The following is a 26,111-nucleotide window of genomic DNA, read 5'->3' as shown; positions in this document are numbered from 1 at the left end:
TCGCCAATCACGGATGGAAGTCTGATGGAACTCATTGAGAAAATTGGCGACGCAACCAACGCGGTTCTATCTGGTGTTGAACGAACATTGACCATGCTGTTTGGTTCGTCGAACGAACGGCGTGTTCGTCAGTTGGGTTTCATCCGTGATCGTGCGGGAAACACCACGATCACCCCTGGTTCAACTCTCGATCGAATTAACCAGTTGGAATCTTCGCTGGAAATCCTGACGGAAGACGAACTGCGACAGACGACTCCACGTTTGCGAGCCAGACTCGCTGCGGGCGAGACACTCGACGATATTCTCCCCGACGCATTTGCGGCAGTCCGTGAAGCGGGAAAACGCTTCATGCGGATGCGTCATTACGACGTCCAGATGGTCGGTGGCTACATCCTGCATAAAGGGATGATTGCCGAAATGATGACTGGTGAAGGTAAGACGCTGGTTGCTACGTTACCTGCGTTCCTGAATGGTCTTGCTGGTAGCGTCCATGTCATTACCGTGAACGATTACCTGGCACTGCGCGATATGGAGTGGATGGCACCGCTCTATACCGGTCTGGGACTGACTGTCGGTGCGATTCAATCGAATATGCGTGAGCCAGAACGTCAGGCCGCCTATGCCTGCGATATCACCTATGGGACGAATAACGAATTTGGCTTTGACTATCTCCGCGATAACATGAAGCCCCGACGCCAGCTTCAGGTTCAAAACGGTCGGCGATATGCCATTATCGATGAAATTGACAACATCCTGATTGATGAAGCACGCACCCCGCTGATCATTTCGGGGCCGGCTCATGACGATGTGACGAAGTACCCCAAAGCTCATCGCGTGGCATTACAGCTTAAGCGGGATACTCACTTTGAAGTGAAAGAAAAAGAGCACACCTGCCATCTCTCTGACGAAGGGATTCGCTATGCCGAAGAGTTGGCAGGAGTCGAAAGCTTCTATACTGCGGGTAACATGGAGTGGCCGCACCTCATAGATAACTCGCTACGTGCCATCCATCTCTATAAACGAGATGTAAACTATATTGTCGAGAACGATGAAGTCATCATTATCGACGAACATACTGGCCGTAAGATGGAAGGGCGCCAATGGAGCGACGGCCTGCATCAGGCCGTACAAACTAAAGAAGGTGTCCGCATTAAGGAGGACACTCAGACTTTTGCCACGGTGACGCTGCAAAACTTCTTTAAGCTTTATCCCAAGCTGAGCGGTATGACCGGTACGGCCATGACCGAAGCTAACGAATTCTGGAAGATCTATAAGCTGGATGTCGTCGCGGTTCCAACCAACCGGCCGACTCAGCGTATTAACTATCCCGATGCGATTTACCGCACTGTCAAAGAAAAATGGGATGCGGTTATCGAAGAGGTCAAGGAAGTCCATGCCACTGGCCGGCCTGTGCTGGTGGGTACGGTTTCCATTGAGAATTCGGAGCATTTGAGCCGGAAGCTGACGCAGCAGGGTGTTAAGCACAACATGCTTAATGCGAAATACCATGAGCGTGAAGCCGAAATCATCGCTCAGGCGGGCCGGTTAGGTGCCGTCACGATTTCGACCAACATGGCTGGTCGTGGTACAGATATTATCCTTGGCGGTAACCCGGAATATCTCGCCTGGGATGAATTGAAAAACACTTATCAATCCCGTCTGGATGTTCCCAAGTCGGTCTGGAACGAGACCACGAAACGGATTGCCCAGAAGGAAGGGATGGCTGACGAAGGCCGCAAAGTCGCCGAGCTGGGCGGATTGCATGTGGTGGGGACCGAACGTCACGACAGTCGCCGTATTGACCTTCAGTTGCGTGGGCGTGCGGGTCGCCAGGGTGACCCTGGTTCAAGCCGCTTCTTCCTTTCGCTGGAAGATGACCTCATGCGGAAGTTCGGTGGCGAATGGGTGAAGGACTGGCTCACCGCCATGGGCATGCAAGAAGGGGAACGCATTGAAAGCGGGATGGTCACATCCCGTATTGAAGGTTCACAGAAGAAGGTGGAAGAACGCCACTTCGAGTCCCGCAAACACCTGCTTGAATACGACGAAGTGATGGATGAGCAGCGTAAGCGGGTTTATAACTACCGCCAGTCGATTCTCGATGGTGCTGTCTGCCGTCCGTTGATTCTCAGCATGATCGACCGTCAGCTGAACCGCTGGACGAAGATCTTCCTCAGCCCGCAGTACCGCTGGGAAACGGCGGCTAACTGGGCCGGACAGACATTCGGGATTCAGGTTGATGCCAGCGATCTTCGCGACATGAGCGAAGAGCGAATGATTGAGTATCTTCGTGATCAGTCCGAGCGTCAGGCGGAAGATCAGATTCACGAACAGATGGAAGAAAATCTACCCCTTGATCTGGATGATCGCGAACGCAACTGGTTGGCGATGAGCCGCTGGGTCAACAACCACTTCGGCTTGAACACCAACGATCGCGAGCTGCGCAAGATCGGTGTGGATGAGCTTCAGATTTATCTGTATCAGCGGGCCAAAGACGCGATTGGCCGCTACAAATTTGAGCCACTGTCTGAGTTTCTGGCCGATGACTGGGGGCGTAAATCGCTGGCTGGCTGGGTGCAACACCAGTTTGCCATTAACATTCCACCAGAAGAATTTGAAGGACTGGAGCAGTCGGCGGCTGTCGATTTGATCCGCAACCATATTCTTGCGAACTATGGCCGCAAGGAAATCACCTTCCCGGTTTCGGTGGGACTTTCTCAATTCCTCTCTGAAACAGGCAACGGATCGACAGAACGCTACGACCGGGCCGGTCTTGCCGGTTGGGCCAATGCCCGTTTCCAGACCCGGTTCTCATCGGATCAGTTTGAAAACCTGTCAAAATCCAGCATTGAGTCAGCCTTGCTGCTTAAGAGTGAGCAGTTTGCCCCTGCCCCCGGCCTGCTGGAGAGTCTTGAAAAAGAAATTATCGACGCCTGCGGAACTCTTCCAGAAACGAATGGCAAGGGACAAAAAGAACTCACACGTCCCATCAGTGCCACCGCTGCCAATCGGCTGGCTGCCTGGGCCAATGCCAAGTTCCATGCAGAGTTGGAAGCCGACGACTTCGACGACAAAGACGTCCAGGCGGCTCGGCAGGTGATGATCGAGCACTACAGCAAACGCTTCCGGCCAGAACTTCATACCGCCGAACGAATGCTGATCCTGGAATGTCTGGATAGTGCCTGGAAAGACCATCTTTATTACATGGATCACCTGCGGGCGAACATTGGCCTTGTGGGCTACGCCCAGAAAGATCCCAAGGTCGAATACCGCCGTGAGGGGATGCGTGCCTTTGAACAAATGTGGGACCGCATCGGAGATCAGGTCACTGGGGCGATCTTTAGAATTGAAGACGTCAGCCCTGATTTTGTGGGATCACTCTGGTCGGTTACCTCAGAGACGCATGCTGCTCCGGGCGGTATTCAGGATTCCGGTGACGAGGGTACTGGCATGGTGGCCCATCGCGGTGAAGGTGGTGCCGGCAGCCCTGCGATCGAAACCATTCGTAATGACAAGTCCCGTGTCGGCCGTAATGATCCTTGCCCTTGCGGGAGTGGCAAGAAATTCAAGAAGTGCTGCGGGCAGTAAGCCCCTTGACAATCAGGAGAAGCAAGAACTCTGCCCCTTCGCGATGCTGAAAATTTTCTGATCCGAGTGGCTAGGGAAACTCGTACGCAAATTGACGATTCATCCGCTATGATTTGATGGCAGCGCCGATTCCTCAACGGGATCTGCTGTCAAAAACACCACTGAGCTGACAACCAACCAAGACGAACCCGCCTGATACGCGAAGCGGATGCGCGACAACGACTGGACAATTCGGGTATGCAGACGCTCTCGGGAGCAACCGTTCATTCAACGCCAGCCGATCATCCGACTGGCGAGATGGCGTCATCGGACGCTATTCCGATCATTCTGACCGGGGGGCAGGTACGTCCCGATCTGCACGACCGTCTTTCGTCGATGAGCTTTATCAGCCTGCTGGTGGTTCAATTCCTGACGGTTCTCAACGATCACACGTTTCGGTGGCTCGTTGTTCCGCTCGCCAAGCGGCTTTTTCGTCACGATCCCGGGGTGAAGTCTCTGGGTGAAGATGCTGCCATGCTGGCATTGGGGCTAGCGGCTTTCACACTCCCGTTTCTCTTTCTGGCAGCACCGGCTGGTTATCTTGCCGACCGGTTCAGTAAAGCCAAAGTCATCACGTGGTGTAAGCTGGCAGAAATTGTGATCATGCTGGGTGGGTTCCTGGCACTGGGAACAAAAAACATTCCGCTGCTATTCACCGTGGTTGGCTTAACCGGCGTGATGAATGCGCTTTTCGCTCCCGCGCGCCAGGGAAGTATCCCGGAGCTGGTTCATGACGGGGCACTCTCGCGCGCGAATGGACTGATGGGGCTGATGAACGTCGTCCCTTGTGCATTGGGATTTCTTCTGGGAAACACACTGGCCAGTCTGGTTCAGCCAACAGCCAATGATTCCATCACCTGGAGTTCTCTTGTTCTGGCGTTTGCCGTCATCATGTCGATTGCCGTCTTCGGCTGGGTGGTCAGTCTGGGGATTCGCCGTATTCCTGCGGGCGACCCTGAGACCCGCTTCCCCTGGAATTTTCCTTTGGATACGGTGCGCAGCCTCAAGCTGCTGTCTAACGATGTGCTTCTTGCGCGAACGGCGTTGGGAATCTCATTCTTCTGGCTACTCGCTTCGATGGCTCAATTGAACATCGACACCTTCGGAGATTATGACCTGGGCCTGAGTCAATGGCAGGTCGGCATTTTCGGTATGGTGTTGGTGATTGGCGTCGGCGTGGGCAGCCTGCTGGCTGGTTATCTTTCGGGCGGGCATGTCGAACTTGGATTGGTGCCACTGGGCGCTTCAGGGATCGCCGTCTGCTCGGTCGTGCTCTATTTCGCAGGGATTCTGAGCGATGACCATCGCGTTGTGGCGTTTGAACTCTCGGTCGGTGCCCTGTTCTTTCTGGGAGTTTTCGCCGGTTTGTTTGATGTCCCCCTGGAAGCCTATTTGCAGCATCGCAGTGACCCAAAAGTTCTGGGAAAAATTCTGGCGGCTACCAACTTCCTGGCGTTTTCTGGCGCTCTCGCCGCTGCGGGAATCTTTTATCTTCTGCTCGGTATTTTGAACGTCAGTCCCGCAGCCGTATTTTTGGTCTGTGGCATCGGTACCGTCCCTGTAGCGGTCTATATCATGTTTCTGCTTCCTGGCGCCATGCTCCGTTTCTTGTTCTATGTTTTTTCGCACACCTTCTATCGCATTCGCCGCTTCGGAGTTGAGAACATCCCCGAAACTGGTGGCGCCTTGCTGGTTTCAAATCATGTGACCTGGGTCGACGGCATCCTGCTGATGACGATGACGCCTCGCCCTGTTCGGTTCATTGCCTATGCCGATTATGTCAATAACCCCAAACTCAACTGGCTGGCCCGGATTTTTGAAATCATCCCCATCAAATCAGATGGCGGCCCCAAGGCGCTGATCGAATCACTACGCACAGCCCGCAAGGCGATTGAAGAAGGTCATGTTGTCTGCATCTTTGCCGAAGGGGGACTGACCCGTACTGGCCAGATGCTTCCCTTCCAACCGGGCTTTCTCAAGATCATTCAGGGAACCAGCGCCCCTGTGATCCCTGTGTATCTGGAAGGACTCTGGGGAAGCATTTTCAGCTTCAAAGGCGGAAAATTCTTCTGGAAATGGCCCAAGCGACTCCTCTTGCCAGTCAGTATTCTGTACGGCCGGCCCGTTCATGAGCCAAAATCAGTTTACGAGGTTCGTTCTGCGGTGCAGCTTCTGGGAGTCGAAGCCATGGAAAAACGCAAAGCTCACGATCCTTCACTTCTGGCGACGTTTATCAATAACTGCCGTCGATCGGGAGGACGCAGCAAGGTTGCTGATTCCGGCGGTATGGAACTCTCAGGCAACAATCTGCTGATCGCTTCATTGGCGATGAATCGTGTCCTCCGGCGTCAGTTGGCTCCCCACGAAAAAGTCGTAGGGATCCTTCTTCCTCCGACTGTGGGTGGAGTGCTGGCCAACGTCGGCTTATCGCTGGCTGGCCGTGTGACGGCGAACCTCAACTACACGCTCTCCGATTCACAGCTCAATGCGTGCCTTGAGCAGGGCGAAATCCAGACGGTCATTACCAGTAAAAAAGTGCTGGAAAAACGGGACTTTCAGTTAACAGCCAAATTTGTCTTTCTGGAAGATCTGAAGCAGAAAATCACGACCTTTGACAAGGTCTGTGCGGCTTTCTCGGCCTATACCCTCCCCGCATCCGTGCTTCTCTCATTGATGGGACGGCCAACCCGCGGTACCGATGAACTCCTGACGCTGATCTTTACTTCGGGTTCCACCGGGCAGCCCAAGGGGGTCATGCTCACTCACAATAATCTCAAGATCACCATTGATGCGGCTGACCATATTGCCCGTCTGGAATCGACAGATACCGTGCTGGGTGTCTTGCCGTTTTTTCACTCGCTGGGCTTCAGCATTACACTTTGGCTTCCGCTATGCCTGCCGCCGCGTGTCGTTTATCACATCAATCCGCTCGATGCCCGGGTGATTGGTCAGCTTGCGGAGAAGTTTGGCGTCACGATTCTGCTGGCGACTCCCACATTCCTGCGTTCTTATCTGAAGCGATGTGAACCAGCCCAGTTTTCAAAACTTGATCTTGTCGTTGTGGGAGCGGAAAAACTTCCCAACGAATTAGCTAATGAATTCCAGACAAAGTTTGGAGTGCTCCCTTCCGAAGGTTATGGTGCCACAGAAACGACCGGCCCCGCCTTCGTGAACGTCCCTGATCACCGCTGTGAACTCACCTCTCAAAAGGGAACCAAACTCGGCACTGTAGGCCGTCCGCTGCCGGGCTTTGCCGTTCGCATCCTTGATCCTGATACGGGGAAAGAACTGGGCGTCAACACCCAGGGGCGCGTTCAGCTCAAGGGAGGCAACGTCATGGCTGGCTACTGGAAAAACCCCGAGAAGACCAGCGAAGTTCTTCAGGATGGCTGGTATGACACGGGCGATCTGGGGATCATCGACGATGAGGGTTTTCTGACACTCACGGGACGGCTGAGCCGCTTCTCCAAGGTTGCGGGAGAAATGGTTCCTCACTTGCGAATCGAAGAGCTGCTTCTGGAAATCGTGCAATTACCAGAGGACGACGGTTCGCTCCCGCTGGCTGTCACCGCAGTTCCAGACACACAACGCGGCGAGCGACTGGTTGTGATTCATCGGCCGCTATCTCAACCCATTGCTGAAATTATCAAGAAGCTTGGAGAAACAGGGATTCCCAACCTTTGGATTCCGGGGGCTGATAGTTTTATCGAAGTCGAGGCCGTTCCCATTCTGGGCACAGGGAAGCTGGATCTCAAGGGGATTAAGGACTGCGCTCTCGCCCGATTCCCCCAGCCCACAGCAGGAGCTTGATGACAGCGGGATGAACCTGACCGGCAATATCCGCTGAAACTCCCTGCAATCCAGACAACCCCTACAGTTGCATGACAGGTTCCCAACAGCTAACATCTTTCAAGTCAGCCGAACCAATCGGTCGATGATGGTGTCACCCAGATACGACATCATCAATGAACTTCGGGGATTCCTGTTCTTGTTGTTCATCACCCAAAATGGGGGATTAGCTCAGCTGGGAGAGCGCTTGCATGGCATGCAAGAGGTCAGCGGTTCAATCCCGCTATCCTCCACTTTGATGAACAAGAAGCCCTTCGATGAGCACATCGAAGGGCTTTCTTATTTCCGGGCATAGGGTTACGTCGCTCAGCGTGCAGTTCAAACAGACGATTTCCAAGATTCGACGCTTGGCGGCATAATCCGCTGTAAGCCACTGCTGCCGAAGTGTTTGAGAAAGTTCAAACACTTTCAAGGCCAATTCTGCCGTTTCATCGTGTGAGCGATCGAGCACATCGAGTTGCAGCTTGATCGAGGCCAGCCGATCCCGCAGTTCAATTTGCTTGCGTTGGAAGGTCGATTCGTCGATCTGATCTTCGATCCGCAGATTCAACAGTCGATCCTGCTGGGCCACCAGCAACGTCGCCTGACGCTGCAACTCCGATCTTTGAGCTTGTGAGTCGACCTGGGCATCTTTGGTCTGCGAGATCAGCACCGCACGGAACCAGTCCCGCACCGCATCATCTCCGATGCGGATGCGATCGAAGAGGGCTAACACCTGTCGATCAATCTCCGCTTCCGTCACGCGCGTACGGGGATGACCTGACTGGTTGTACTTCGAGCAGCGGTAGTATTGGTAAGACCTTGGCCCTGACTTAGTCTGCTTAATCTTCAACTCACCGGTGATAGGGTGTCCACAGTGCCCGCATCGCATGAACTCAGCGGCATAGGTCATGGCGTGCGATTGCTGATTGCCCGTTCCTCCCAAAAGAGCATGCACTCTCTGCCATGTCGCCAGATCAATCATCGATTCCTGACGTCCCGGATACCAACGCCCCCGATACTGAATTTCTCCCAGATACGCTCGATCATTGAGGATGTTGTGAATCGAAGTTCGTTTAAATTCAGGAGAATCGCTGCGGTACTGTGCCCCTTCCTGAACCAGCCGACGCACCACCCCCTCCAGGGTACAGTTCTCGTAGGCGTAGAGTTGGAAGATCCGCTTCACATTGACCGCTGCGGGAGAATCAACCTCCACAATGCTGCGACCATTGATCCGGACATTGCGGTAACCGTAGGGGGCTTTGCCGGGGAACCAGCCCTCCTGAACGCGGCGGTTGATCCCCTGGCTGATGTCGACGGCCATCTGTTCGGTGAAGAAGCTGGCCATGTTGGCCAGGGTCCGCCGCATCATGCGACCGGCGGGATTCGATTCGGTCGGCTGTGAGATGGAGATGAAGGGGACATCGTATTCCGTTTCCAGCCGTTCCAGTTCGACGTAATCGAACAGGTTTCGGGCGGCCCGGTCGACCTTGTAGAACAACAGCCCGTCGATCTCGGCGCAGTGGCGTTTGGTGAATGCCACCATCTCCTTGAACGTCTTCCGCTCATCCCCCTTGCTGGCGGTCTCCGCAATGCGAAAGAGGCGGAACAACGTCCCCCCATGCTGGGTGGCATACCGTCGCAACGCCTCTTCCTGAACGGCCAGCGAGAAGCCTTCCCGTTCCTGCTCCCGACTGCTGACGCGTGCCAATGCCACGAATTGCTTCATGATCTGCGTTCCTGAAATCGGTGATTCTGTGCCACCACACGAAATAACTGACCAACAGAAACGATCATGCGGATCACATCGCCACGACTCAAGGGGTTCTTATAGTAGGGCTGCCAGGTTTTGAAGGTCATGGCAATCAACGATTCCGTCACCCAGGGGGGAGCCTCGGGAGCAGTTGCATTTCCTTCGCTGTCTTGGCGTGTGCCTTCCATGGCCTGAAATCCTTCGGCGCTCCCGCCGGGTTAATTCGATTCTCGATTCGTAAGCGGATCTGTGAAGCACTGGGCGGTGTCTCACCAAATTTCACAACAGCTTCTTTTCCCGTGGCCATTCGACGAGCATCTCAGCCACATTCGGACTGGGCTGCCCAACATGGCTAGCGGAACAAATCCGCAATTTCATCGAGTGTGACATGCACTTCAGAGGTGTTGAATCTTTCAAGAATCAAACTCAGATCTCGTTGTCCGCTGAAAGAGTCATAGCCTTGATCAATCAACACACCGCGTTCCAACAATTCTTTCAAGTAATCCATTCCTTCAGCATCAGAGCCAATAAGCCGATGCTCCTTGGAAGCTAAAAATCTGGCGATGGGAAGGCAGTCTCTCATGGTCTGCATCCCACGTTCTTGATCTCGGCGTTCTTTACGTTCTCGACTCATGATTCGGATTCCTTTCCGGAGGTAGAGGTATCGATTCCTGTGACCCCGGTACTCCCCGAGAGGCCCAGTTGAATCGATTTCACAGCGAGCTTGCTTTGAAAGTCGTGCCGATCGAAATACGTCAGCACGCGATGAGAAATGGATGCCAGTGCGTCTTGCACCGTCAGTAACCGCTCTCTGGCGGCATATCCCACCAGGCAACCGGCGACGTGATTCACATACCACGTGCTGTCAGCAGTGGCAGTATTCAACGTCCGCTCCAAGTTCATGGATGGCCCGAATTGATCAGCACACGATTGCACGACTTGCCACCAGGGAAGCACAGATCGCCGAGTCGTATTGGAGTCATCATGCTTTCGCAGAGAGAACCAGTCTTCGGTGAGGTATTGCCATAACCCACCCGCCTTCTCAATCAGATCATCCACCGTATGAATGCTGAACTGCTTGAGAATCTCACGACGTAGCTGATATTCCATCCGCCAGACATGAGTTCCCGGTTCCACGTTCCAAAGGTCGTAAAACCAGAGCTTGGTGCCCCCTTTGAGGACTTCCAGGGCTTTGTCATAGATCCTTAATTGAATCGGTGACTTCTTGGCTCCGTGATAGAACGTTTCCAGAGCATCGCCGGTCATGTTGTGCGAATGCTGCACATGCTGCGGCACACGATGCCCCAGGAGAAATGGCAGAGTCAGGGGATCGCTGAGCTGAAAGTCAGCCGCGAGATCACACCGGCTGGGCTTGATGGTTCGCACCCTGCCATCCAGGAGTTCGATCCAGCGAACAACGGAATTCACCGCGCCGGAAACTCCCATTGACCAAAGCGTTTTCGCATTGATCGAAACATAACCGTTCGGCGTATTGCCGTGTGGCTCTGTGCTGCGGCTCAAATAGAGATGAAACTCCGGCCATTGAAGATGCCAGCGGTAGCTGGGAGGTTTGCCACTGGGCAACACCAGGAAGTGATCACCAACAATGGGAACACCTTGCGTTCCCGCCGCCTGCTCTTTGGCATCATCCAGGATCTCAGTCAGATCCTGCCACTGTGAACCCCATTCGATGTACAACCCGAGGTCGAGCGAATCGACGCCGCAGACCAAAGGGATGGGAAGGTGATTTTTCTCCCCATTTGTAAAGGGGGCTAGGCGTGTTACAGACTCTGCCTCGCCCCCATCGGTGCCGGGAACCAACGAAGAGGCCGGCTGTGGCACGACGGGGACGAGAGGAGAGGAATCGCCGCTTGACGGTTGATCGCCTGCGGCCACAGCGCCAGCATGCGACGAGTTCGCACTTTGCATAAAAAAGAATCCGCCCGAGCTATGGAGAAACCGCATTCGGCAAAAACCGAAGCAGCTTCAGCGGCCTGCATTGCAGGCAAGCAACAGGGGCGGAGGCGAACTCAACAACAAATCGACAACAACAACCATCAAACCAACTGGCACCGAGAGATCGTACTGGACGATTTCCATCGATCGGTGCCCACCACCACGCAAGTATCCAACCACATTCCCACGAAGCGACGTAAACAACGATCCCTTGTGCTTTGCTGAATTGTCGAAACAGGAAACGACCCTGATTCGTGGCACTTCATGAACCACCAGCTGCTCGAAAAAACCGACCATCGATCATCCGTGGGCCATGAAGTCGGCAGAAGCTTATCCGCATGAATTTTTCTGTCTAGAGGATTCCTGCGGAAATTCTGATCCGCGAACTTCTCCAAAAGTCAACGATCATCCCAGCTCTCGACTGATCCAGGCGGCTCGGTCACTCCGCTCCGATCTCCGGACTCCGCCTTCGCTCCGCCGGAATCTCCGCTGCGTTCCCTCACGCGGCACAGGACAAAAAAGGCAGAGCGGAACACGCCTCATCCCCAGCTGGCACCTTTGGGGGGTGCCCGACGCTGGGGCTGAGGGTTCCAAACCAGATGAAACAAAGTCGCCCCTGCTGTTGTTCAAAAGAAAAACAGGCCGTTGAATTATGGAAAAAGCATCTGTATCCTACTGTTCATCAGCACAAGCCACTAAAACAACACTTCTCGATGGCAACAAACTTATACACGACTACCTGCGGTTCGCATTGCAAACGAATCGCATATTCCCACCAGAAGAAAACCTTTCAGATCGGATCCTAATAACGTGAGAGTATCCGAGTACTTCGATCTTGGATTGAGCCAGCCGTCACTCGAGTTTGTTGATGTAGACATCGACAACGACATACGCCTTTATATTGACCCCAATGCGATACGTCGATTGAAATCAGACTGGGCCAGTAAGTGCGTTCAATCCCTACAGAGGTATTTTGGCCAGCTAATAACCTCAATCCAGAACAACAACCGCAATGTGTCGATGCAACTTTTAGGCCACCTGAGAGAACCTAACGAAACTCGACTCGGTCTCTCGAAGGGACGCGCCTCAGGGCGAGCAGTAGGTCGCATGCTAAGCGAAGATCTTTTTAATTCACTATCAAAAAGCGCCGCAGTCCGAAGCGGACTCATCGAGGACCTCGAAGAGACAGCACTGATGATTGCGAATGTCGGCCACGATCGTATTTCCGACATAACAACCAACATAATACGAAATCATCTTATTCAATACACAATCGAGATGGCATCCAAATACCAGCTTCCGATCGTAACACATGTCAACGTGGGTCCACTATACAATATAGAAGAGGAATGCTGGATCACTGAATTAAATCCCGCACTAATGCCATCCCACAAACCTCTCTTGTTGGTTCCAAAATCGATCGTCCGCAGAAACACGTTCTTCGACCCAGGTGACTACTACCGCCATTTCGTACTAGAGGAACTGGCAGACAGAGAGTTAAACAATCCGTCCTCAAAGCTTGTTCGGACGCTAAAGAATGGTGAGCGACGAGTAAACAAGAAAGAACTGCAAGAAACCCACCCCCGGTCAAAGGAAACGAACGAGCGAACGACACTTGAATCACCCGACATCCTGACAAACTTCCGCCTAGCCAAATCTCGAATCCCAAACCCACCTCTTACTCACGAGCAAATGTCCGAATGCGGAGGGACCGAACCCCCCAAATTGGCAATCACTACTGGACAGCCTTCTCAATATAGCACCTGGAAAAAAAGACGCACCTGCTTACGAAAAGGCTGTGCAATCACTTCTACAAGCATTATTTTACCCGTCGCTTGTCGACCCACAATCACAATCCATCATCCATGATGGACGAAAACGCATTGACATCACTTTTGAAAACCACGCAGACAAAGGATTCTTCAACTATATTTCTAAACATTACAATTCGGCAAAAATCATGATTGAATGCAAGAACTACACATCTGACCCAGCCAACCCCGAATTGGATCAATTGTCGGGCCGGTTCAACAAACACCGTGGCCGAGTAGGATTTTTATTGTGCAGATCAATTGACGACAAACCCCTATTTATACAGAGATGCCGAGACACGGTCCTGGATGACAGGGGATACATACTACCACTCGATGACCAAGATCTCGCCATCCTTATCGAGAAGCGCATCAACGGTGATTTTGAATTTTCAATGCTACACTCCCTACTAAACAAGATTGTTCAGTAGCCGTCTCGTTAAGTGATTCGACACGACCTCTCCAGCAAACAACTTATTTACACCGATAGTCTCCCCGAAAACAACCTCTGCAAACGTTGCTGATCACCCCACCCATTCCACAGCGTGCACCAGAGATGTTTTCAGGTATCAACCAGACCAAGGACCAACTCAACCGCAGCCCGTACCCTGCTTGAAGAGGGCTGCATACCTTCGCATTTTGATCTAAATGCAAACATAACGGCTGGAACGATGAAAGAAACAGCGTTAATCCTGCCTCACCTTTAATTGACGGTCCAAAGAAGGCCAGGATTTTATGAGATGTCCGTCAATAAGTGGGATCATGGCGATACGAATAATGGCTGCGATGGAAGCGGTGGTGCGTTCGCAATCCTTGGCAAGCCTGCAACGGCGACCCAACAGGCGAAGGTCTGTTCGATGATCCGCCACTTCGGTGTCAGATGAGAATCCGGAAAGGGTGCGATGGGTGAATTCCGGGAAGTCTGAAGCCATTCCCAGAACCTCAACTCGCTTCTTCAAAATGGATGGTGGCAAGTACTCTGAATGAGGTGCTAGCTCAATAAGTTTTCACCACTTTTCTTGTTTCCAGGTAGCGACTTAAGCTGAATTGATGAGAGTTCAAATAGAGCAACTTTTGAGGAAGAAGTTGACGTTATTCGCAAAGGGCAAAATGACATCAAGCCCCAGCAACGTGTACACACAAACACACATCAAGAAGCAGGGCGAATCTTATCCACATGATTACAGTTCAACAAACGCCACTCCCCGATCCAGTGACGATTTCAGTTTACACAGGAAAAGCATCCTGATTCGAGACTTTCTTTGAGTTGACTCGCGCGACAAAAATGTTAACTTAACACTCTCCACCCGCTGGTTCACAGTTAAGAAGGGACGGAAGATGACTAAACGAAGCCGCGAGAATCTGATCGACTACATCAGCACCAGGAAGATTTACAGTCAAGCTGACTTGGCGAGAGAACTGGGTGTAAGTCGGGCTCAAATCACAAAATGGAAGAATGGCGAACACCTTCCTTCAGAAAGGCAAACGCAACTTATGAAGCTTGCGGGATTATTTGATACGGTGAGTCCAGAATGGGCGATGTTCGCCGGTTCGGAGGAGAATGCCGAAGCATGGTATTCTTACTTTCTCGCTATTTGGCAGGAAGTGGAATGGGGAGACTCGCTTCGTGATCTTAGTGCAGATGCTCCCGAGATTTACTTCTGGCATGTGCTCGACGAACTTCTCGCCCTTGGTGCAGACATTCCACAAACCGCACCATCGTCGATCTGGCAGTGTGAAGAAGACTACGAAAGAACGGCATTAGCAAACTGCCTTTTCGCTGTAATCGAGACGTGGGGGCAACTGTACGACTGGATGGATCATGTTTTTGATTTCACCGATGTTGACCAGACAGCAGAATGTGAACTTTTCGAATTGACTGAAGACTTGCGATGGATCGCATCGGGAATCGCGATTGAGGAGGTTGATCAAGAATTCTTGACGGCGATTGGTTGTGAACTATCTCTGGTGCAGTCCCACATAGATAAGTCGCGCAATGATGCGGCGCGGCGACTTGCAGAACTTTGCGGTATCCGAATTAAACACGGGCTTCCAATCACGTCTGACTATTTTCAACTTCTAACGCTATCCGCCATCGACTTGGGAGAAGCTTCGTGGTTTAGTCCAAAACCGGATTCGCGGCACGCGGGTGAAGCGATCAAAGCTTTTCTGCCCTATGGCGAGAGAGTACTTTTGACACATCAGGAGTGCCAGGCGATGGCACTACAGAGCATTGAATCAAAGCTGGACCTGCTAATTGACAGATTGAAACCGGCGGACTGATCAAAATTCCGATGGTGAATCCCAGAATTGACTTTTGTAGATGACAGATGCATGTGGACACATGTCTCATACAGTAGTGTATTCTCATTGATCTCATCGGTACTTGGGTACTTGGTTCGACAAATCGCCTGTCGCAATGATGTACAAATCATTTGTCAGCCTTCAGAGGTTGACAAGAGACTCAAACGTCCTTGTCATAACAGTGCCCCATGTCGCTATGGCTCTCCAGAAAACTTCTATTGGTGTCCTCTTGCCTCCACTTCAAAACCCCTTAAACCGTTGTGGTTTAAGGGGTTTTTTCGTGTTTAAATCAGTCTCTCTTTTGGACGATCTCAAAAACGTATCTCCGGAAGAGAAGTTCCTTTATGATGGATCGATGAGCTTGTCGTCTTGATCTCTTCTCTCATACGAATCGCAATTCGACATGGTCGATTGATAGTGAGCACAATTTCCTGCGAGACGCCCAATCTTGATATGCCGCGGTCATGGCAGGTTTAGAATTCGTCAGCTGGGACACCATCGGCTTTGGACAGGATGTTTTGCCAGAGTGAATTGTTCATAATCTCAGAGAGAAAACGAACAGAGCCATCTGCGAACAGGGCCTGCGCGCCGCCGGTGTGGGCTGAGAGAACCTTTGTATGACGAGCGGTTGTCGTTGTATTACCCACGCTGCCACTATTCGGGTTGATACCCTCTTGAACCGTTGTGATGCCGTGTGACCATTGATTCGGGCCGGCAGAACCGCCATTCCATTGGCCATCATCATGGCTAAATGCGCGGCAATCCTATGTAGTCGTTGTGCATGAAGGATCGGCATTTGACTGCTCAGCCACCATTGCAGTGCTCGACGTGCCATCCGTGATTTTTATATCGACAGTATCAATAGATATAAACTCAGGTACAAAGTGGTTTATCATGCTACGCGAGCTGTAAAGTCAATTCAATCACGCAGCCCGGCTTACGCTGATTGCTCGAGCCTTTCCCGTACTATTCCCTAACCGAGGCATTTTCCGGGATGGCGGCGTCTGTACGCAGAGGGTTTGGTGTGATGGCCAGAGGAGCCGTGGTGACCGTCGCAGATCGCGGTTCGTCCTGGTTGGCAACTGTGGTGATTTGTGGCAGGCGATCTTTCCGGGCGAAGTTGTAAAACTCTCCTGATTTGACGACCGCTGGCTGAATCTGGCCTGTCTCAGAGGATTCCGTTTTATGAGTGGGGTAGCGATCGAAAATGGTCACGGCATGTTCGCCGACCACTTCCAATTGGGAACCTGTCACGATCACGGCGGTCGATTCATCAATCCCCATGGCTACGAGTTCGGGATGCCGGGTTTTCAGGTCGACCAGATCGTTCATTCTTTTGCGCTGGGTGAAATGCTGATCAATGGCAACGCCGGGGAAAAAACCAAACCCGCGCTCATACCCTTCGGCTGAGATTTCTGAATTTCCTTCGGGGTTTCCTCGAACCAGATATTCGCCCTGGATCGATGCTCCGGCTGATGTCCCGCCGATGACGCCTCCGTTCGTCAGGACTTTTTGAAAGAGGTTCATCATGGGGGTGTCGAGGTAATGGTCGACTAATCGCCACTGCCGTCCTCCGGTGAACCAGATTCCTTTGGCGTTCGCCACAGCTTTTGTGAACTCAGGGTCGTTTGTCTCGGCCCGGCTTCGCGCATGAAGCTGGCGAACCTTTTTGGCGCCCGCTTTGGTCAGCCATGAAACCACCTGACCTGAAGGGGGTGTTTCATCCCCCAGTGCATTGCTGACCACCACCATGGGAGATTCCGGGCCGCCGGCTGCTTCGATAAACTTCGCAATAGCGGCAGGGGGAGTCATGCCACCACCGACGATGACCAATGTTCCTTGAGGAACATGCGGTTCGGGCAATGATGCCAGATCACCTGTTTCACCCGGTCGATCATTTTCTGCGGATCGCTCGATCGCTGCCCGGCAGAGAGCGACGTAATCGGCATGTTTCCCTTGTTTGAGCCGTATTTCCCGCAAAGGACGCAGACGTGACTCCGGGAGATAAACCACCACTTCCGATTCACCAACGACATTGAACTGTCGATTGCGAACGACGAGAGCAGTCCCTTCGTCGACCCCGATTCCAACGTGCCCCGGACGAAGAGTCAGGGCTGTTTTCAATCGGTTTTGCCTGTTCCGTTTCAGAAAGTGCTGGTCAACCACGGCGCCATCCAGAAAGCCAAGTCCCTCGCCTAATTGGGGATGGATTTTCCCGCCTGTAATCATCACTTCGGACATGATGGCCGCGCCGGCGGAGGTTCCACCAATCACGCCGCCACGCTCCAGCAGTTTTCTGAGCTTTTCTTCCGTTTTTGTCCCGGAGTAAACGCTGGTGAGCCAATTTTGGTTACCGCCGCTGAACCAGACACCTGTGGCGTCGTCGAGCAACTTGCCAAAATCGTCGGTATTCGCGACTTCACGCGAACGGGTGTGGAGGACGCGAACTTCAGCTACGTCTCTCGCTCGCCAAAGGTCGATTTTTGACTCCATTTCCGGGGTGCCGGCATAGAGGCTGGCTGTGGGAATGATCACCAGTTTTGCTTGAGATCCCCCTGCCAAATCAATGAATTGCTGGTAAATCGACTCAGGGAGCCAGCCTCCACCGCAGATGACCAGCGAGCCTTCAATAGGCTCCGGTGTCCAGGTAGAAAAGGAAAGTCGTGCCGCAGGAAGTGGCAGTAATGCGGAAACGGGTGGCTCAAGCTCTTCAAAAGAATCATTGAAAACGGGAGGGGCGGCCCAACTGATCGTCGGGTCGTTGATGATGATTCCCATCACAAGACCAGTCACGCCGACCAAGAGAGAATACGCCATAACACGCTTTGAATAAACAGCTTGCGACGCTAAACATGTTGAGAGCGAAATCGCATTCCGCAGTAATTCAATCGTTGATGACGTCTTTCGTGGGGTCAATTCTGCATCTCCTTGCACGTCAAATCCTTGAGGCCAGCCCTAGCCAAGGCATCCGGTGTGCCAACCCAACTTAGATTTTGTGAACCGTGGGGGCAATAGGGAGTTTTGCGAGGAAAACTAAGCACGAGCTTGCAACCGGTGAATCGTCCATGTCAGTCTGAAGTTCCGGCTGCACCAAAGCGAAGCGATCCAATGGGCCGATAACCTGCCACCACGACCTGAAACACTCGACGAGATCGATCAGGAGATGCCACTGATGGCCGCCAGCGACGAGACTGCCTCTCACAACATTCTTGAGGGTTCCGAGACCAGTGATGCTCAAGTTCTTGCAAAACTGGCGAAGACGTGGCAAAGCGTGCGAGTGGAATTAAGCCAGGTTATTGTCGGGCAGGACGAAGTTCTTGAGCAATTATTTGTCGCCATGCTTTCTTCGGGGCACGCCCTGCTGGTGGGAGTTCCCGGATTGGCCAAGACGTTGATGGTCAGAACGTTGGCTGCGACACTTGATCTGAGCTTTGGGCGCATTCAATTCACCCCCGATTTGATGCCAGCGGACATTACCGGGACAGAAGTCATTCAGGAAGATCGCTCGACAGGTCATCGTTCTTTTCAGTTTCTTCGCGGCCCGGTCTTTGCCAATGTGCTGCTGGCAGACGAAATCAACCGCACTCCTCCGAAAACGCAGGCGGCCTTATTGGAGGCGATGCAGGAGCATCAGGTGACGGCGGGAGGGCAACGCCATGTGCTGCCCAATCCCTTCTTTGTGCTGGCGACGCAGAATCCGATTGAGCAGGAAGGAACGTATGCACTTCCCGAAGCACAGCTGGATCGTTTTTTGTTGCAGATTCGCGTCGACTACCCCGATGTCGAGGAAGAGTTTGAGATTTTGAAACAGACGACTCAGCCACGAATTCCCTCCGTCTCGCGGGTGGTCTCCATCGCGGATTGGATGGAGTTTCAATCATTGGCTCGTCGCATCCCGGTTGCGGACTATGTGTTGGCCTATGCGATGCGATTGTGCCGGGCGACGAGGCCACAAGATCCGTCAGCACCGGAATTCATTCGCAAATACGTTCATTGGGGAGCCGGGCCGAGAGCCGGGCAGGCGTTGATTCTGGCGGCCAAAGCGCGAGCCGCCATTCATGGCCAGCCATTCGCCGGGATTGCCGACATTCAAGCGTTGGCCGGGGCGGTTCTTCGTCATCGGCTGCTGTTGAGATACACCGCCGAGGCCGATCAAAAAACGACTGACCATCTGGTGCAGGAACTTCTGAGCGCTGTCTCCACTGAGGTTGATGAAGGGGTGACTCGCCAGCAGCTTTCCCGCGTCTTCAAGAAATGACATCGGCTCTTCAAGTTCCGACAAAGCGGCTCTCTTCTTGCTGCCTGTCGTCTGATGGGGCATACTTGAACGTGGAATCTATCTGAGAATTCTCCCTCTTCCGTAAGCGGGAGAGTTTGAAGAGAGATTCCTGGGAGAGGTGACGGGCGTGGCCTCTCTTTGATCTTATCGCCCTGGAACATGTCGCTCTGGATGATGAAACTGCGGAATCAATGACAATGTTGCGTCCTTTGGACTTTCACCGATTCACTGGTCTGACTTTTCCTCGTTCCTTTCTGTCTCGATGGGCGATTATCGGACTGGGAAGCAGCCTGGGGATGGGACTGACCACCAGTGGCTGCGGATCATCCACGCCACCACCCGCGGCTGAGCCGGCGCAATCTGTGGCGACGGAACATGCCGCACGTCCTTCTGCCGCTGCAGAGTCATCCGGGGGTGAAAAAAGCGTTGCCAGCCAGGGAACAGACGTCGAAGAAAAAGCCTCCGGCGGACGTAAATGGCTGGGCAAAATCCCTTATGACGTCTGGTTCGATGATCCACTTGCCGTCGTGGCGAACTCTCAAGCGGTCAACACGCCCAACGCCATGGCCAGCAATGCGGCCAACACGACTCCTGCACCAGCCACCACAACCCCGGAACCTGCCGCAATAGCGATGGCCAGTTCCAATGGTGGGGCGATTGAATGGGGCAAGACGATCAGCGCTGATGAGCTTCAGGAAGAAATCAAGCGGATTCGCAATCGTCTCAATCAGCAGTTGCAATCGACGGGGACCTATTCTGGAAATTACAAAGACATTCAGGCCGATGGGGCGGTGATTGCCGCTGTCGCCGCGATTGTAGAACGCCACCCTGATGACCTTTCCTGGAAATCCAACGCCAAGTTTGTCCGCGAACTGGGTGGACAACTCCGCGAGGCTTCCAAGGTATTAGGGAAAGAAGGCTATGACAAAACGAGTAACGTCTTCGAGAAGATCACTTCGGTGCTCTCTGGCAGCGTGCCGCCGGATGTTGGAAGTGCTGACCCGAATAAAGCCTTTGGCGAATCGACAAGTCGCGCCGGCGTGATGGTGCGCATGCAAAAGGCGTTTGATTGGCTGAAAAGTAATATCAACACGGAAGGAAAGCTGAAGTCGGAACAGGAAACGGTTCTTCACGAGACGATTGTCCTGTTGGCCTTGTCCGTTGTGGTGGCTGATGCGACGTATGATTCGGCTGAAGAAGACGATTACAAAAAGCATGCTCAGTCCATGATCAGTGCGGCACGGGCGGCATCCGCAGCTGCCAAAGAGCTGGACTTCGGGAAGTTCCAGCAAGCGATGGATAAAGTGAATAAGACCTGTTCGGACTGCCACAACGACTATCGTTTCGCAGATTCTTGAAATTGGCCGTATTTCAGAGAATCTCGGGCACTCGTGGAGCTTCAATTCAGATTTGACAGGCTAAGCAGTGGGTGATGAGCAGGCCAGCGAGCCTGCGGACGAGTTCAACAACCTGTCAGGACAGAGTGGTCGTACCACAAGCTCAGCGGCCCCTTAGAACATTGCCGATCACATTTCAGGTAACTCGTTATGCCGATATTCTCGCAAACGCTGCGTGGTTGTTTTTCAGGGCTGATTGTGGCCTTGGGACTCTTTGTTCCGGGGAATAGCGAGGCAACAGCAGCGGAACTGATTGAGCTGCGAACCGGGCAAAAAATTGAAGGCGATATCCTGAAAGAACAAGATGGCGCTCTTTATATCGACATTGGCGTCGACATCATCAAGGTGCCTCTTTCCCAGATTCGCCGTCGTGAGGTGATCGGGAAGGATGGTGCAGCCTCCCTGAATACGCCACTACCGGGAGCCACCAAAAAGCTCTATCAGACCGCAGAACTTCCCCGAGCGAGCATTAAAGACCTCTCTCAGAAATATGGTGAAGGGGTGGTGCTGGTTCAAACACCCGGAGGTTTGGGGTCAGGGTTCATTATTAACGATCGTGGTTTTTGCGTGACCAACTGTCACGTGATTGAAAAGGAAACCCGAATCGCGGTCACCATTTTTCATCAGGCCCCCGGGGGGGAATTCTCCCGGCGCCGGATTGATAACGTCCGAATTGTGGCGTTGAACCCGTTCTTTGATTTGGCGCTGCTGGAGATCCCCAAGCAGGATGACATTAAGTTCAAACCTGTTTATCTCACAGAAACAGACGATGAGCGGGAAGGAGATGAAGTTTTTGCGATTGGCAACCCGTTGGGTTTGGAACGCTCCGTCTCTCAAGGAATTGTCAGCACTCGCAACCGCAATGTGAAAGGGCTGGTTTACATTCAAACCACAGCGGATATTAACCCTGGAAACAGCGGTGGCCCATTATTCAACAGTCGTGGCGAAGTGGTGGGTGTGACGAACATGAAGCTGTTGTTCGCCGAAGGACTGGGATTTGCCATCCCTGTGGCTTACTTGAAACTCTTCCTCGATCACCACGAGGCCTATGCCTATGATGCGAACAACCCGAACACAGGGTATCGCTTTCTCGACCCGCCTCGTCGACGGCTGGCTGGTGCTCCTCCAGAAAAAACGGCGGAGACGCCATAATCCTGATGCCGAAATCCGTAGGATTTTTAGGGGTTGTCGATTTCCGTTTCCTGAATTACACCTCCCTGTTCCATGCCTTGTCATGGAACAGGCTCGGAGCACCACCTCGCCTTGATGCGGGATGATGACTTCTGACCTGTCGTTATTGCAATCGCCTTTCCTGTCAGGTTTTCCCTTCCTTTCCATCCCATCCTGTTGGTCTTCCAGCAAACAATCCCATCCCGGCATCGCTTGAAAGCATTGGCTTTCATGGGATTCATGGTTTCGTTTCCCAGCGTTATTTCCCTTCCACTGTATTCATCAACAACGAGTTTTGTCTGGTTTGCCTTTCAGGGATTCCCGGCCGCGCTCTTGATCCTGGTTTTGCTTTACCGCGAGGGTTCGTCATGCCCTATTTATTAGTGGCTGATCGCAGTCAACAATTTGAATTGGATCAGTTGCAAAATCCGGCAACGAAGGACGCGACCGCGCAGACAGCCAGAGAGCAAAGCCGCCGTCTGGCTTTGTTGGCGCAAACAGAAATGTTGTCGCAGCGGCGTCTGTGGGTGATCGCACTGCTCTACAGCACTTTGAGCCTGATGATTCTGGCAGGATGCAGTTCAACAGGCGGCCCTCGGCTCACGTGGGAAAAGCCTGCCAAAAAGACGGCTGACGAAACCGCCGTCGCCAGCAAAGATTCGCCCAAATCGAGCCATGCCAAGTCAGATCACGGAAAAGCATCCAGCGACGGAAAAACAGGCGACACAAAGATCGCTTCAGCGGCAGCAAAAACTGAGGCCGCTGGCAAGTCGGCCTCTGCTGCTGACAACGCCGTCAAAATCATTGATCCCGCCAAGCTGATGGCGAAAGCGGATCAAGCCGCTCCCGTCACGGATGCTTCCAAAAAGTCCGTGACTGAAACGACAAGCGAGACACCATTCCAGTCGTCTCGCGGAGTGAAAACAGCATCGGTTTCGGCACCAGAAATGCCATCTGATGTTGATCGTTCCTCCACACCAGCGCGATCTCCCGCCAGTGCTCAACCCGCTGCAATGTCCACGGAATCGACCAGCCCGGCTCTGGCAGGGAATTCAATGACACCTGCCACATTACGACTGATTGATCAGGAATTGCAGGATGCCAACGCGGACGAACGAGCGTATTGGTATGACCAGTTAAAAAAGGTCGATCCTGCTGTCATTCCTCAGATTCTTCAGGCACGCCGTATGTCGCTTCAATTAACGGCTGCCAATGGTCGCCAACCCTCTGAAACACGAGAATCTGCCGCAGCAACACTCGCGGCCACGAGTGGGCAGTCACCCTGGGGGCATTCAACGACAGCCACGCAACCGTCCCAGGCTCAGGGAGGTATGGGAGCAGCTTCTCCCTGGGGGACTCCAGAAAAATCGGCCATTGCGTCCCATCTTTCGGCTCGCCCGTCAGCCATCCAACTGGCCGGCCACAGCGATGGTCTGACCAATATCCCTGGAGCCTTCAATTCTCCTGATGGCGGAGTTGTCACAGCCGATCACCGCGTGGCTGCGGGAACCAACGACCGGGTTCGCAGTGCATTTTATCGAGTCGATGCCGACGGTCAGCCCACTGGGACGATTGAACAACAAAGCCACTCCGAGCTTTCTGGAAAGGCTTCGCCCGGCCAAAACATCTTGAACTCAACGGTCAATTCACCAGTGAATTCAACGGTTGACTCATCAGTGAGTGGGGCAATGGGTGGATCATCACCGCCGACAATGTTCCCCGGTGGCGAAACTCGTACCAGCGTGGCGACGGCTGCTTCCAGTAGTGGGAAATTTGGTGCTCAACAGACACCAATCAACAGTCAGTCCGCATTGAACATGCCTCTGCCGACTGGTGATCAGCTTGATCAATTAATTGCCAGAACCGAAGCTTCGGTCAATTTGCTCACACGGGGTGATTCCCCCGAGAGTCACGACCATTACCTTCGCCAGCATGTTTATCTTCGCTTACTGTACCTCATGGCCGATCGTCCCGAGCGAGCGTTGGCCGCGATTCCCGGGATCTCTCCTTCTGAACAGGAATTCTGGCAACAAATGCTGTGGGGCCTGTCCAACTACTTTGATACCAAACAGATTCCTCAGGCACCGGATCGCGCCAGCCAGGCTGTCGCGCAATTCCAGGCCGGTGTGTCAAAACTCAAGCAGATGGCACGCCTGGAACTTCGCAACGTGACCTTCTGCAAGCAGATCTCCTACTTTGGAAATTATGAGAAATTCCCCCGTGACGAGTTCCGGCCCGGGCAGGAAGTCCTCGTCTATGCAGAGGCTGAAAACTTTCAGAGCGAACTCACGACTGAAGGACAGTACCGCACGCTGTTGAGGTCGAAAATCGACATCATCAGTCCTGCTGGCGAAATTCGGCACCAGATTGAATTCCCACCCACAGAAGACCTGTGCCGCAATGAGCGAAGGGATTACTTCCACAACTATCAGTTCACGATTCCCGACAAGATGCCGCTGGGGCCACACACTCTGAAGCTGACGGTTTTTGATGAACTCTCGGGGCGCGTGACCAGCAGCAGCATCAATTTTGTCGTGCGGTAATCTGAGAATCAGAATTCCAACGTCAGCCCAGGTGCGTAACCGAATCCTCTTTTCTATCATCGTGTCTGCAAGAACCTGACATGGCACCATGATGTGTTGAACAGAGAGGATGGGCGTTAAATGCCTTGGATTTCAGAAGCTTCAGAATCGATTTCCCGCGCCCGTGTTGCGGAACTTCTAGAGCAGGCCGTTGCCGAAGCAAAAAAGCGAATTTGCGGCACACCCAAGCGAGTTTTGCTGCTGCCTCCTGATATCACACGTATGCACTCCGGGAGTGGCTGGATCACTGAAGTCTTTTACAACCTCCTCAAGGATGAAGCCGACGTCCATGTGATCCCGACTTTGGGCCAGCATGAGCCACATACCCGCGAACAGAATCTGCAAATGTTCGGCACAATTCCTCATGAGCGAATTCATGCTCATGACTGGCGCGGCGGTGTCGTCACCATTGGCGAAATTCCCGCCGATTATGTGAAAGAGATTTCAAAGGGGGCTGCTGACTGGGCGATTCCCATTTCTCTCAATCGTATGCTGATGGAAGAAAAATGGGATCTGATCATCAATATCGGGCATGTGGTGCCGCATGAAGTGTTGGGGTTTGCCAACCACAACAAAAATTACTTCATTGGCCTGGGTGGTAAAGACCTGATCTGCACCTCACATATGATGGCCGCCAGTTGTGGGATTGAAAACAATCTGGGAAATCTGATCACGCCCGTTCGTCACTGCTTTAATAAAGCCGAAGATGAACTGCTGTCTCATCTGCCGGATTTCTATGTGCAAGTGGTGCTGGCACGTGATGCGTCGGGCGAGTTAGTTCATACGGGCGTCCATATTGGTGATGATCTGGAAACCTATCTGGCAGCCGCCCGGCAGTCTCGCGAGCAAAACATTACCGTCTTTGACAAGCCACTGAAAAAGGTTGTCTGCGTGATGCAAGGCGACGAGTTCTTCAGTACGTGGGTGGCGAACAAAGCTGTTTATCGCACTCGTATGGCCATGGCTGATGGCGGGGAACTATTAATTCTGGCACCAGGTCTCAAGCGATTTGGTGAGCAGCATGACGTCGATGCGCTGATCCGTAAATATGGATATTGCGGGACACCCAAGGTTCTTGAACAGTATCGCGTCAACGCCGACATGCAGGATCTGGCGCATGGAACGGCCCACCTGATTCACGGGTCTTCTGAAGGCCGGTTCAACATTACTTATGCGCCGGGACATTTGACTCGTGAAGAGATGGAAGGGGTCAATTTCGGCTACGCTGACCTCAATGCCATGCTGAAAAAGTATCCTGCCGACAAGATGCGTGATGGATTCAACCAGGTTGACGGGGAAGAGATCTTCTACATCCAGACCCCTTCTGCTGGTCTGTGGTCAACACGTGATCGACTCTATAACCGTGAAACCGGTTTTGGCAGCAACTAATACGCTTGTTGCGGC

General features: G+C 52.9%; 16 protein-coding genes, 1 tRNA gene and 1 pseudogene. 11 read left to right on the top strand and 7 right to left on the bottom strand.

Going from position 1 to position 26,111, the window contains the following annotated elements:
* The first annotated feature begins 24 nt into the window (after positions 1-24).
* The 3 genes from secA (at position 25) to SH287x_RS20680 (ending at position 7,709) form a co-directional block, all read left to right on the top strand.
* Entirely contained in the window at positions 25-3,588 is a 3,564-nt protein-coding gene (secA, locus tag SH287x_RS20690) for a preprotein translocase subunit SecA (protein ID WP_479516316.1), read from the top strand.
* 237 nt (positions 3,589-3,825) lie between these two features.
* On the top strand, positions 3,826-7,437 hold the full coding sequence (locus tag SH287x_RS20685; protein ID WP_479516315.1) for an acyl-[ACP]--phospholipid O-acyltransferase: 3,612 nt from the start codon (positions 3,826-3,828) through the stop codon (positions 7,435-7,437).
* A gap of 199 nt (positions 7,438-7,636) precedes the next feature.
* A tRNA-Ala gene (locus SH287x_RS20680) sits at positions 7,637-7,709 on the top strand.
* On the opposite strand, the gene SH287x_RS20675 is transcribed toward SH287x_RS20680, so the two are convergent.
* The 5 genes from SH287x_RS20675 to SH287x_RS20655 all read right to left on the bottom strand — a co-directional run bounded on the left by SH287x_RS20675 (position 7,700) and on the right by SH287x_RS20655 (position 11,461).
* Positions 7,700-9,184: a recombinase family protein gene (locus SH287x_RS20675; protein WP_479516314.1), complete on the bottom strand. Its 1,485-nt coding sequence runs from the start codon at positions 9,182-9,184 to the stop codon at positions 7,700-7,702. The two genes, SH287x_RS20680 and SH287x_RS20675, sit on opposite strands and share 10 nt — an antisense overlap.
* Positions 9,181-9,396 carry a hypothetical protein gene (locus tag SH287x_RS20670; RefSeq protein WP_479516313.1) on the bottom strand — a complete coding sequence of 72 codons (216 nt, stop codon included), beginning with the start codon at positions 9,394-9,396 and terminating at the stop codon, positions 9,181-9,183. Before SH287x_RS20670 ends, SH287x_RS20675 begins: the two co-directional genes overlap by 4 nt.
* A gap of 164 nt (positions 9,397-9,560) precedes the next feature.
* Positions 9,561-9,842 carry a hypothetical protein gene (locus SH287x_RS20665; protein ID WP_479516312.1) on the bottom strand — a complete coding sequence of 94 codons (282 nt, stop codon included), beginning with the start codon at positions 9,840-9,842 and terminating at the stop codon, positions 9,561-9,563.
* On the bottom strand, positions 9,839-11,137 hold the full coding sequence (locus tag SH287x_RS20660) for a hypothetical protein (RefSeq protein ID WP_479516310.1): 1,299 nt from the start codon (positions 11,135-11,137) through the stop codon (positions 9,839-9,841). Before SH287x_RS20660 ends, SH287x_RS20665 begins: the two co-directional genes overlap by 4 nt.
* A 57-nt stretch (positions 11,138-11,194) precedes the next feature.
* Complete coding sequence (locus SH287x_RS20655) at positions 11,195-11,461, bottom strand: hypothetical protein (RefSeq protein ID WP_479516309.1); 267 nt, start codon at positions 11,459-11,461, stop codon at positions 11,195-11,197.
* Positions 11,462-11,974: 513 nt separating this feature from the next.
* On the opposite strand from SH287x_RS20655, the gene SH287x_RS20800 reads away from it, so the two are divergent.
* From SH287x_RS20800 to SH287x_RS20645, 3 genes are all read left to right on the top strand, one after another.
* Complete coding sequence (locus SH287x_RS20800; protein ID WP_488199491.1) at positions 11,975-13,033, top strand: hypothetical protein; 1,059 nt, start codon at positions 11,975-11,977, stop codon at positions 13,031-13,033.
* 682 nt (positions 13,034-13,715) lie between these two features.
* Complete coding sequence (locus SH287x_RS20650; protein ID WP_479516308.1) at positions 13,716-13,859, top strand: hypothetical protein; 144 nt, start codon at positions 13,716-13,718, stop codon at positions 13,857-13,859.
* Positions 13,860-14,313: 454 nt separating this feature from the next.
* Positions 14,314-15,258 carry a helix-turn-helix transcriptional regulator gene (locus SH287x_RS20645; RefSeq protein ID WP_479516307.1) on the top strand — a complete coding sequence of 315 codons (945 nt, stop codon included), beginning with the start codon at positions 14,314-14,316 and terminating at the stop codon, positions 15,256-15,258.
* A 494-nt stretch (positions 15,259-15,752) separates the two neighbouring features.
* On the opposite strand, the pseudogene SH287x_RS20640 reads toward SH287x_RS20645, so the two are convergent.
* Positions 15,753-15,971: pseudogene (locus SH287x_RS20640) on the bottom strand (H-X9-DG-CTERM domain-containing protein); the annotation flags it as partial.
* 274 nt (positions 15,972-16,245) lie between these two features.
* Complete coding sequence (locus tag SH287x_RS20635) at positions 16,246-18,096, bottom strand: cyanophycinase (protein WP_479516306.1); 1,851 nt, start codon at positions 18,094-18,096, stop codon at positions 16,246-16,248.
* Positions 18,097-18,451: 355 nt separating this feature from the next.
* On the opposite strand from SH287x_RS20635, the gene SH287x_RS20630 reads away from it, so the two are divergent.
* The 5 genes from SH287x_RS20630 to SH287x_RS20610 all read left to right on the top strand — a co-directional run bounded on the left by SH287x_RS20630 (position 18,452) and on the right by SH287x_RS20610 (position 26,096).
* Positions 18,452-19,537 (top strand): AAA family ATPase, encoded by a 1,086-nt coding sequence (locus tag SH287x_RS20630; RefSeq protein WP_479516305.1) that lies wholly within the window; start codon positions 18,452-18,454, stop codon positions 19,535-19,537.
* Positions 19,538-19,755: 218 nt separating this feature from the next.
* Positions 19,756-20,916 (top strand): cytochrome c, encoded by a 1,161-nt coding sequence (locus tag SH287x_RS20625; RefSeq protein WP_479516304.1) that lies wholly within the window; start codon positions 19,756-19,758, stop codon positions 20,914-20,916.
* A gap of 189 nt (positions 20,917-21,105) precedes the next feature.
* Positions 21,106-22,107, top strand: coding sequence for a S1C family serine protease (locus tag SH287x_RS20620; protein ID WP_479516303.1), 1,002 nt, complete (start codon positions 21,106-21,108; stop codon positions 22,105-22,107).
* A gap of 386 nt (positions 22,108-22,493) precedes the next feature.
* A complete protein-coding gene (locus SH287x_RS20615) occupies positions 22,494-24,668 on the top strand; it encodes a hypothetical protein (RefSeq protein WP_479516302.1) in 2,175 nt (724 codons plus the stop codon).
* 120 nt (positions 24,669-24,788) lie between these two features.
* Positions 24,789-26,096: a nickel-dependent putative hexonate epimerase gene (locus tag SH287x_RS20610; protein WP_479516300.1), complete on the top strand. Its 1,308-nt coding sequence runs from the start codon at positions 24,789-24,791 to the stop codon at positions 26,094-26,096.
* Positions 26,097-26,111: the final 15 nt, after the last annotated feature.

The organism is Planctopirus sp. SH287, assembly GCF_056500625.1.
This window is presented reverse-complemented; position numbering and strand designations above follow the sequence as displayed.

Excerpts from the sequence above, each read along its gene's own strand:
- secA (WP_479516316.1), top strand. The coding sequence starts at position 25 with ATGGAACTCATTGAGAAAATTGGCGACGCAACCAACGCGGTTCTATCT.
- SH287x_RS20685 (WP_479516315.1), top strand. The coding sequence starts at position 3,826 with ATGCAGACGCTCTCGGGAGCAACCGTTCATTCAACGCCAGCCGATCAT.
- SH287x_RS20675 (WP_479516314.1), bottom strand. The coding sequence starts at position 9,184 with ATGAAGCAATTCGTGGCATTGGCACGCGTCAGCAGTCGGGAGCAGGAA.
- SH287x_RS20670 (WP_479516313.1), bottom strand. The coding sequence starts at position 9,396 with ATGGAAGGCACACGCCAAGACAGCGAAGGAAATGCAACTGCTCCCGAG.
- SH287x_RS20665 (WP_479516312.1), bottom strand. The coding sequence starts at position 9,842 with ATGAGTCGAGAACGTAAAGAACGCCGAGATCAAGAACGTGGGATGCAG.
- SH287x_RS20660 (WP_479516310.1), bottom strand. The coding sequence starts at position 11,137 with ATGCAAAGTGCGAACTCGTCGCATGCTGGCGCTGTGGCCGCAGGCGAT.
- SH287x_RS20655 (WP_479516309.1), bottom strand. The coding sequence starts at position 11,461 with ATGGTCGGTTTTTTCGAGCAGCTGGTGGTTCATGAAGTGCCACGAATC.
- SH287x_RS20650 (WP_479516308.1), top strand. The coding sequence starts at position 13,716 with ATGTCCGTCAATAAGTGGGATCATGGCGATACGAATAATGGCTGCGAT.
- SH287x_RS20645 (WP_479516307.1), top strand. The coding sequence starts at position 14,314 with ATGACTAAACGAAGCCGCGAGAATCTGATCGACTACATCAGCACCAGG.
- SH287x_RS20635 (WP_479516306.1), bottom strand. The coding sequence starts at position 18,096 with ATGGCGTATTCTCTCTTGGTCGGCGTGACTGGTCTTGTGATGGGAATC.
- SH287x_RS20630 (WP_479516305.1), top strand. The coding sequence starts at position 18,452 with ATGGCCGCCAGCGACGAGACTGCCTCTCACAACATTCTTGAGGGTTCC.
- SH287x_RS20625 (WP_479516304.1), top strand. The coding sequence starts at position 19,756 with ATGTTGCGTCCTTTGGACTTTCACCGATTCACTGGTCTGACTTTTCCT.
- SH287x_RS20620 (WP_479516303.1), top strand. The coding sequence starts at position 21,106 with ATGCCGATATTCTCGCAAACGCTGCGTGGTTGTTTTTCAGGGCTGATT.
- SH287x_RS20615 (WP_479516302.1), top strand. The coding sequence starts at position 22,494 with ATGCCCTATTTATTAGTGGCTGATCGCAGTCAACAATTTGAATTGGAT.
- SH287x_RS20610 (WP_479516300.1), top strand. The coding sequence starts at position 24,789 with ATGCCTTGGATTTCAGAAGCTTCAGAATCGATTTCCCGCGCCCGTGTT.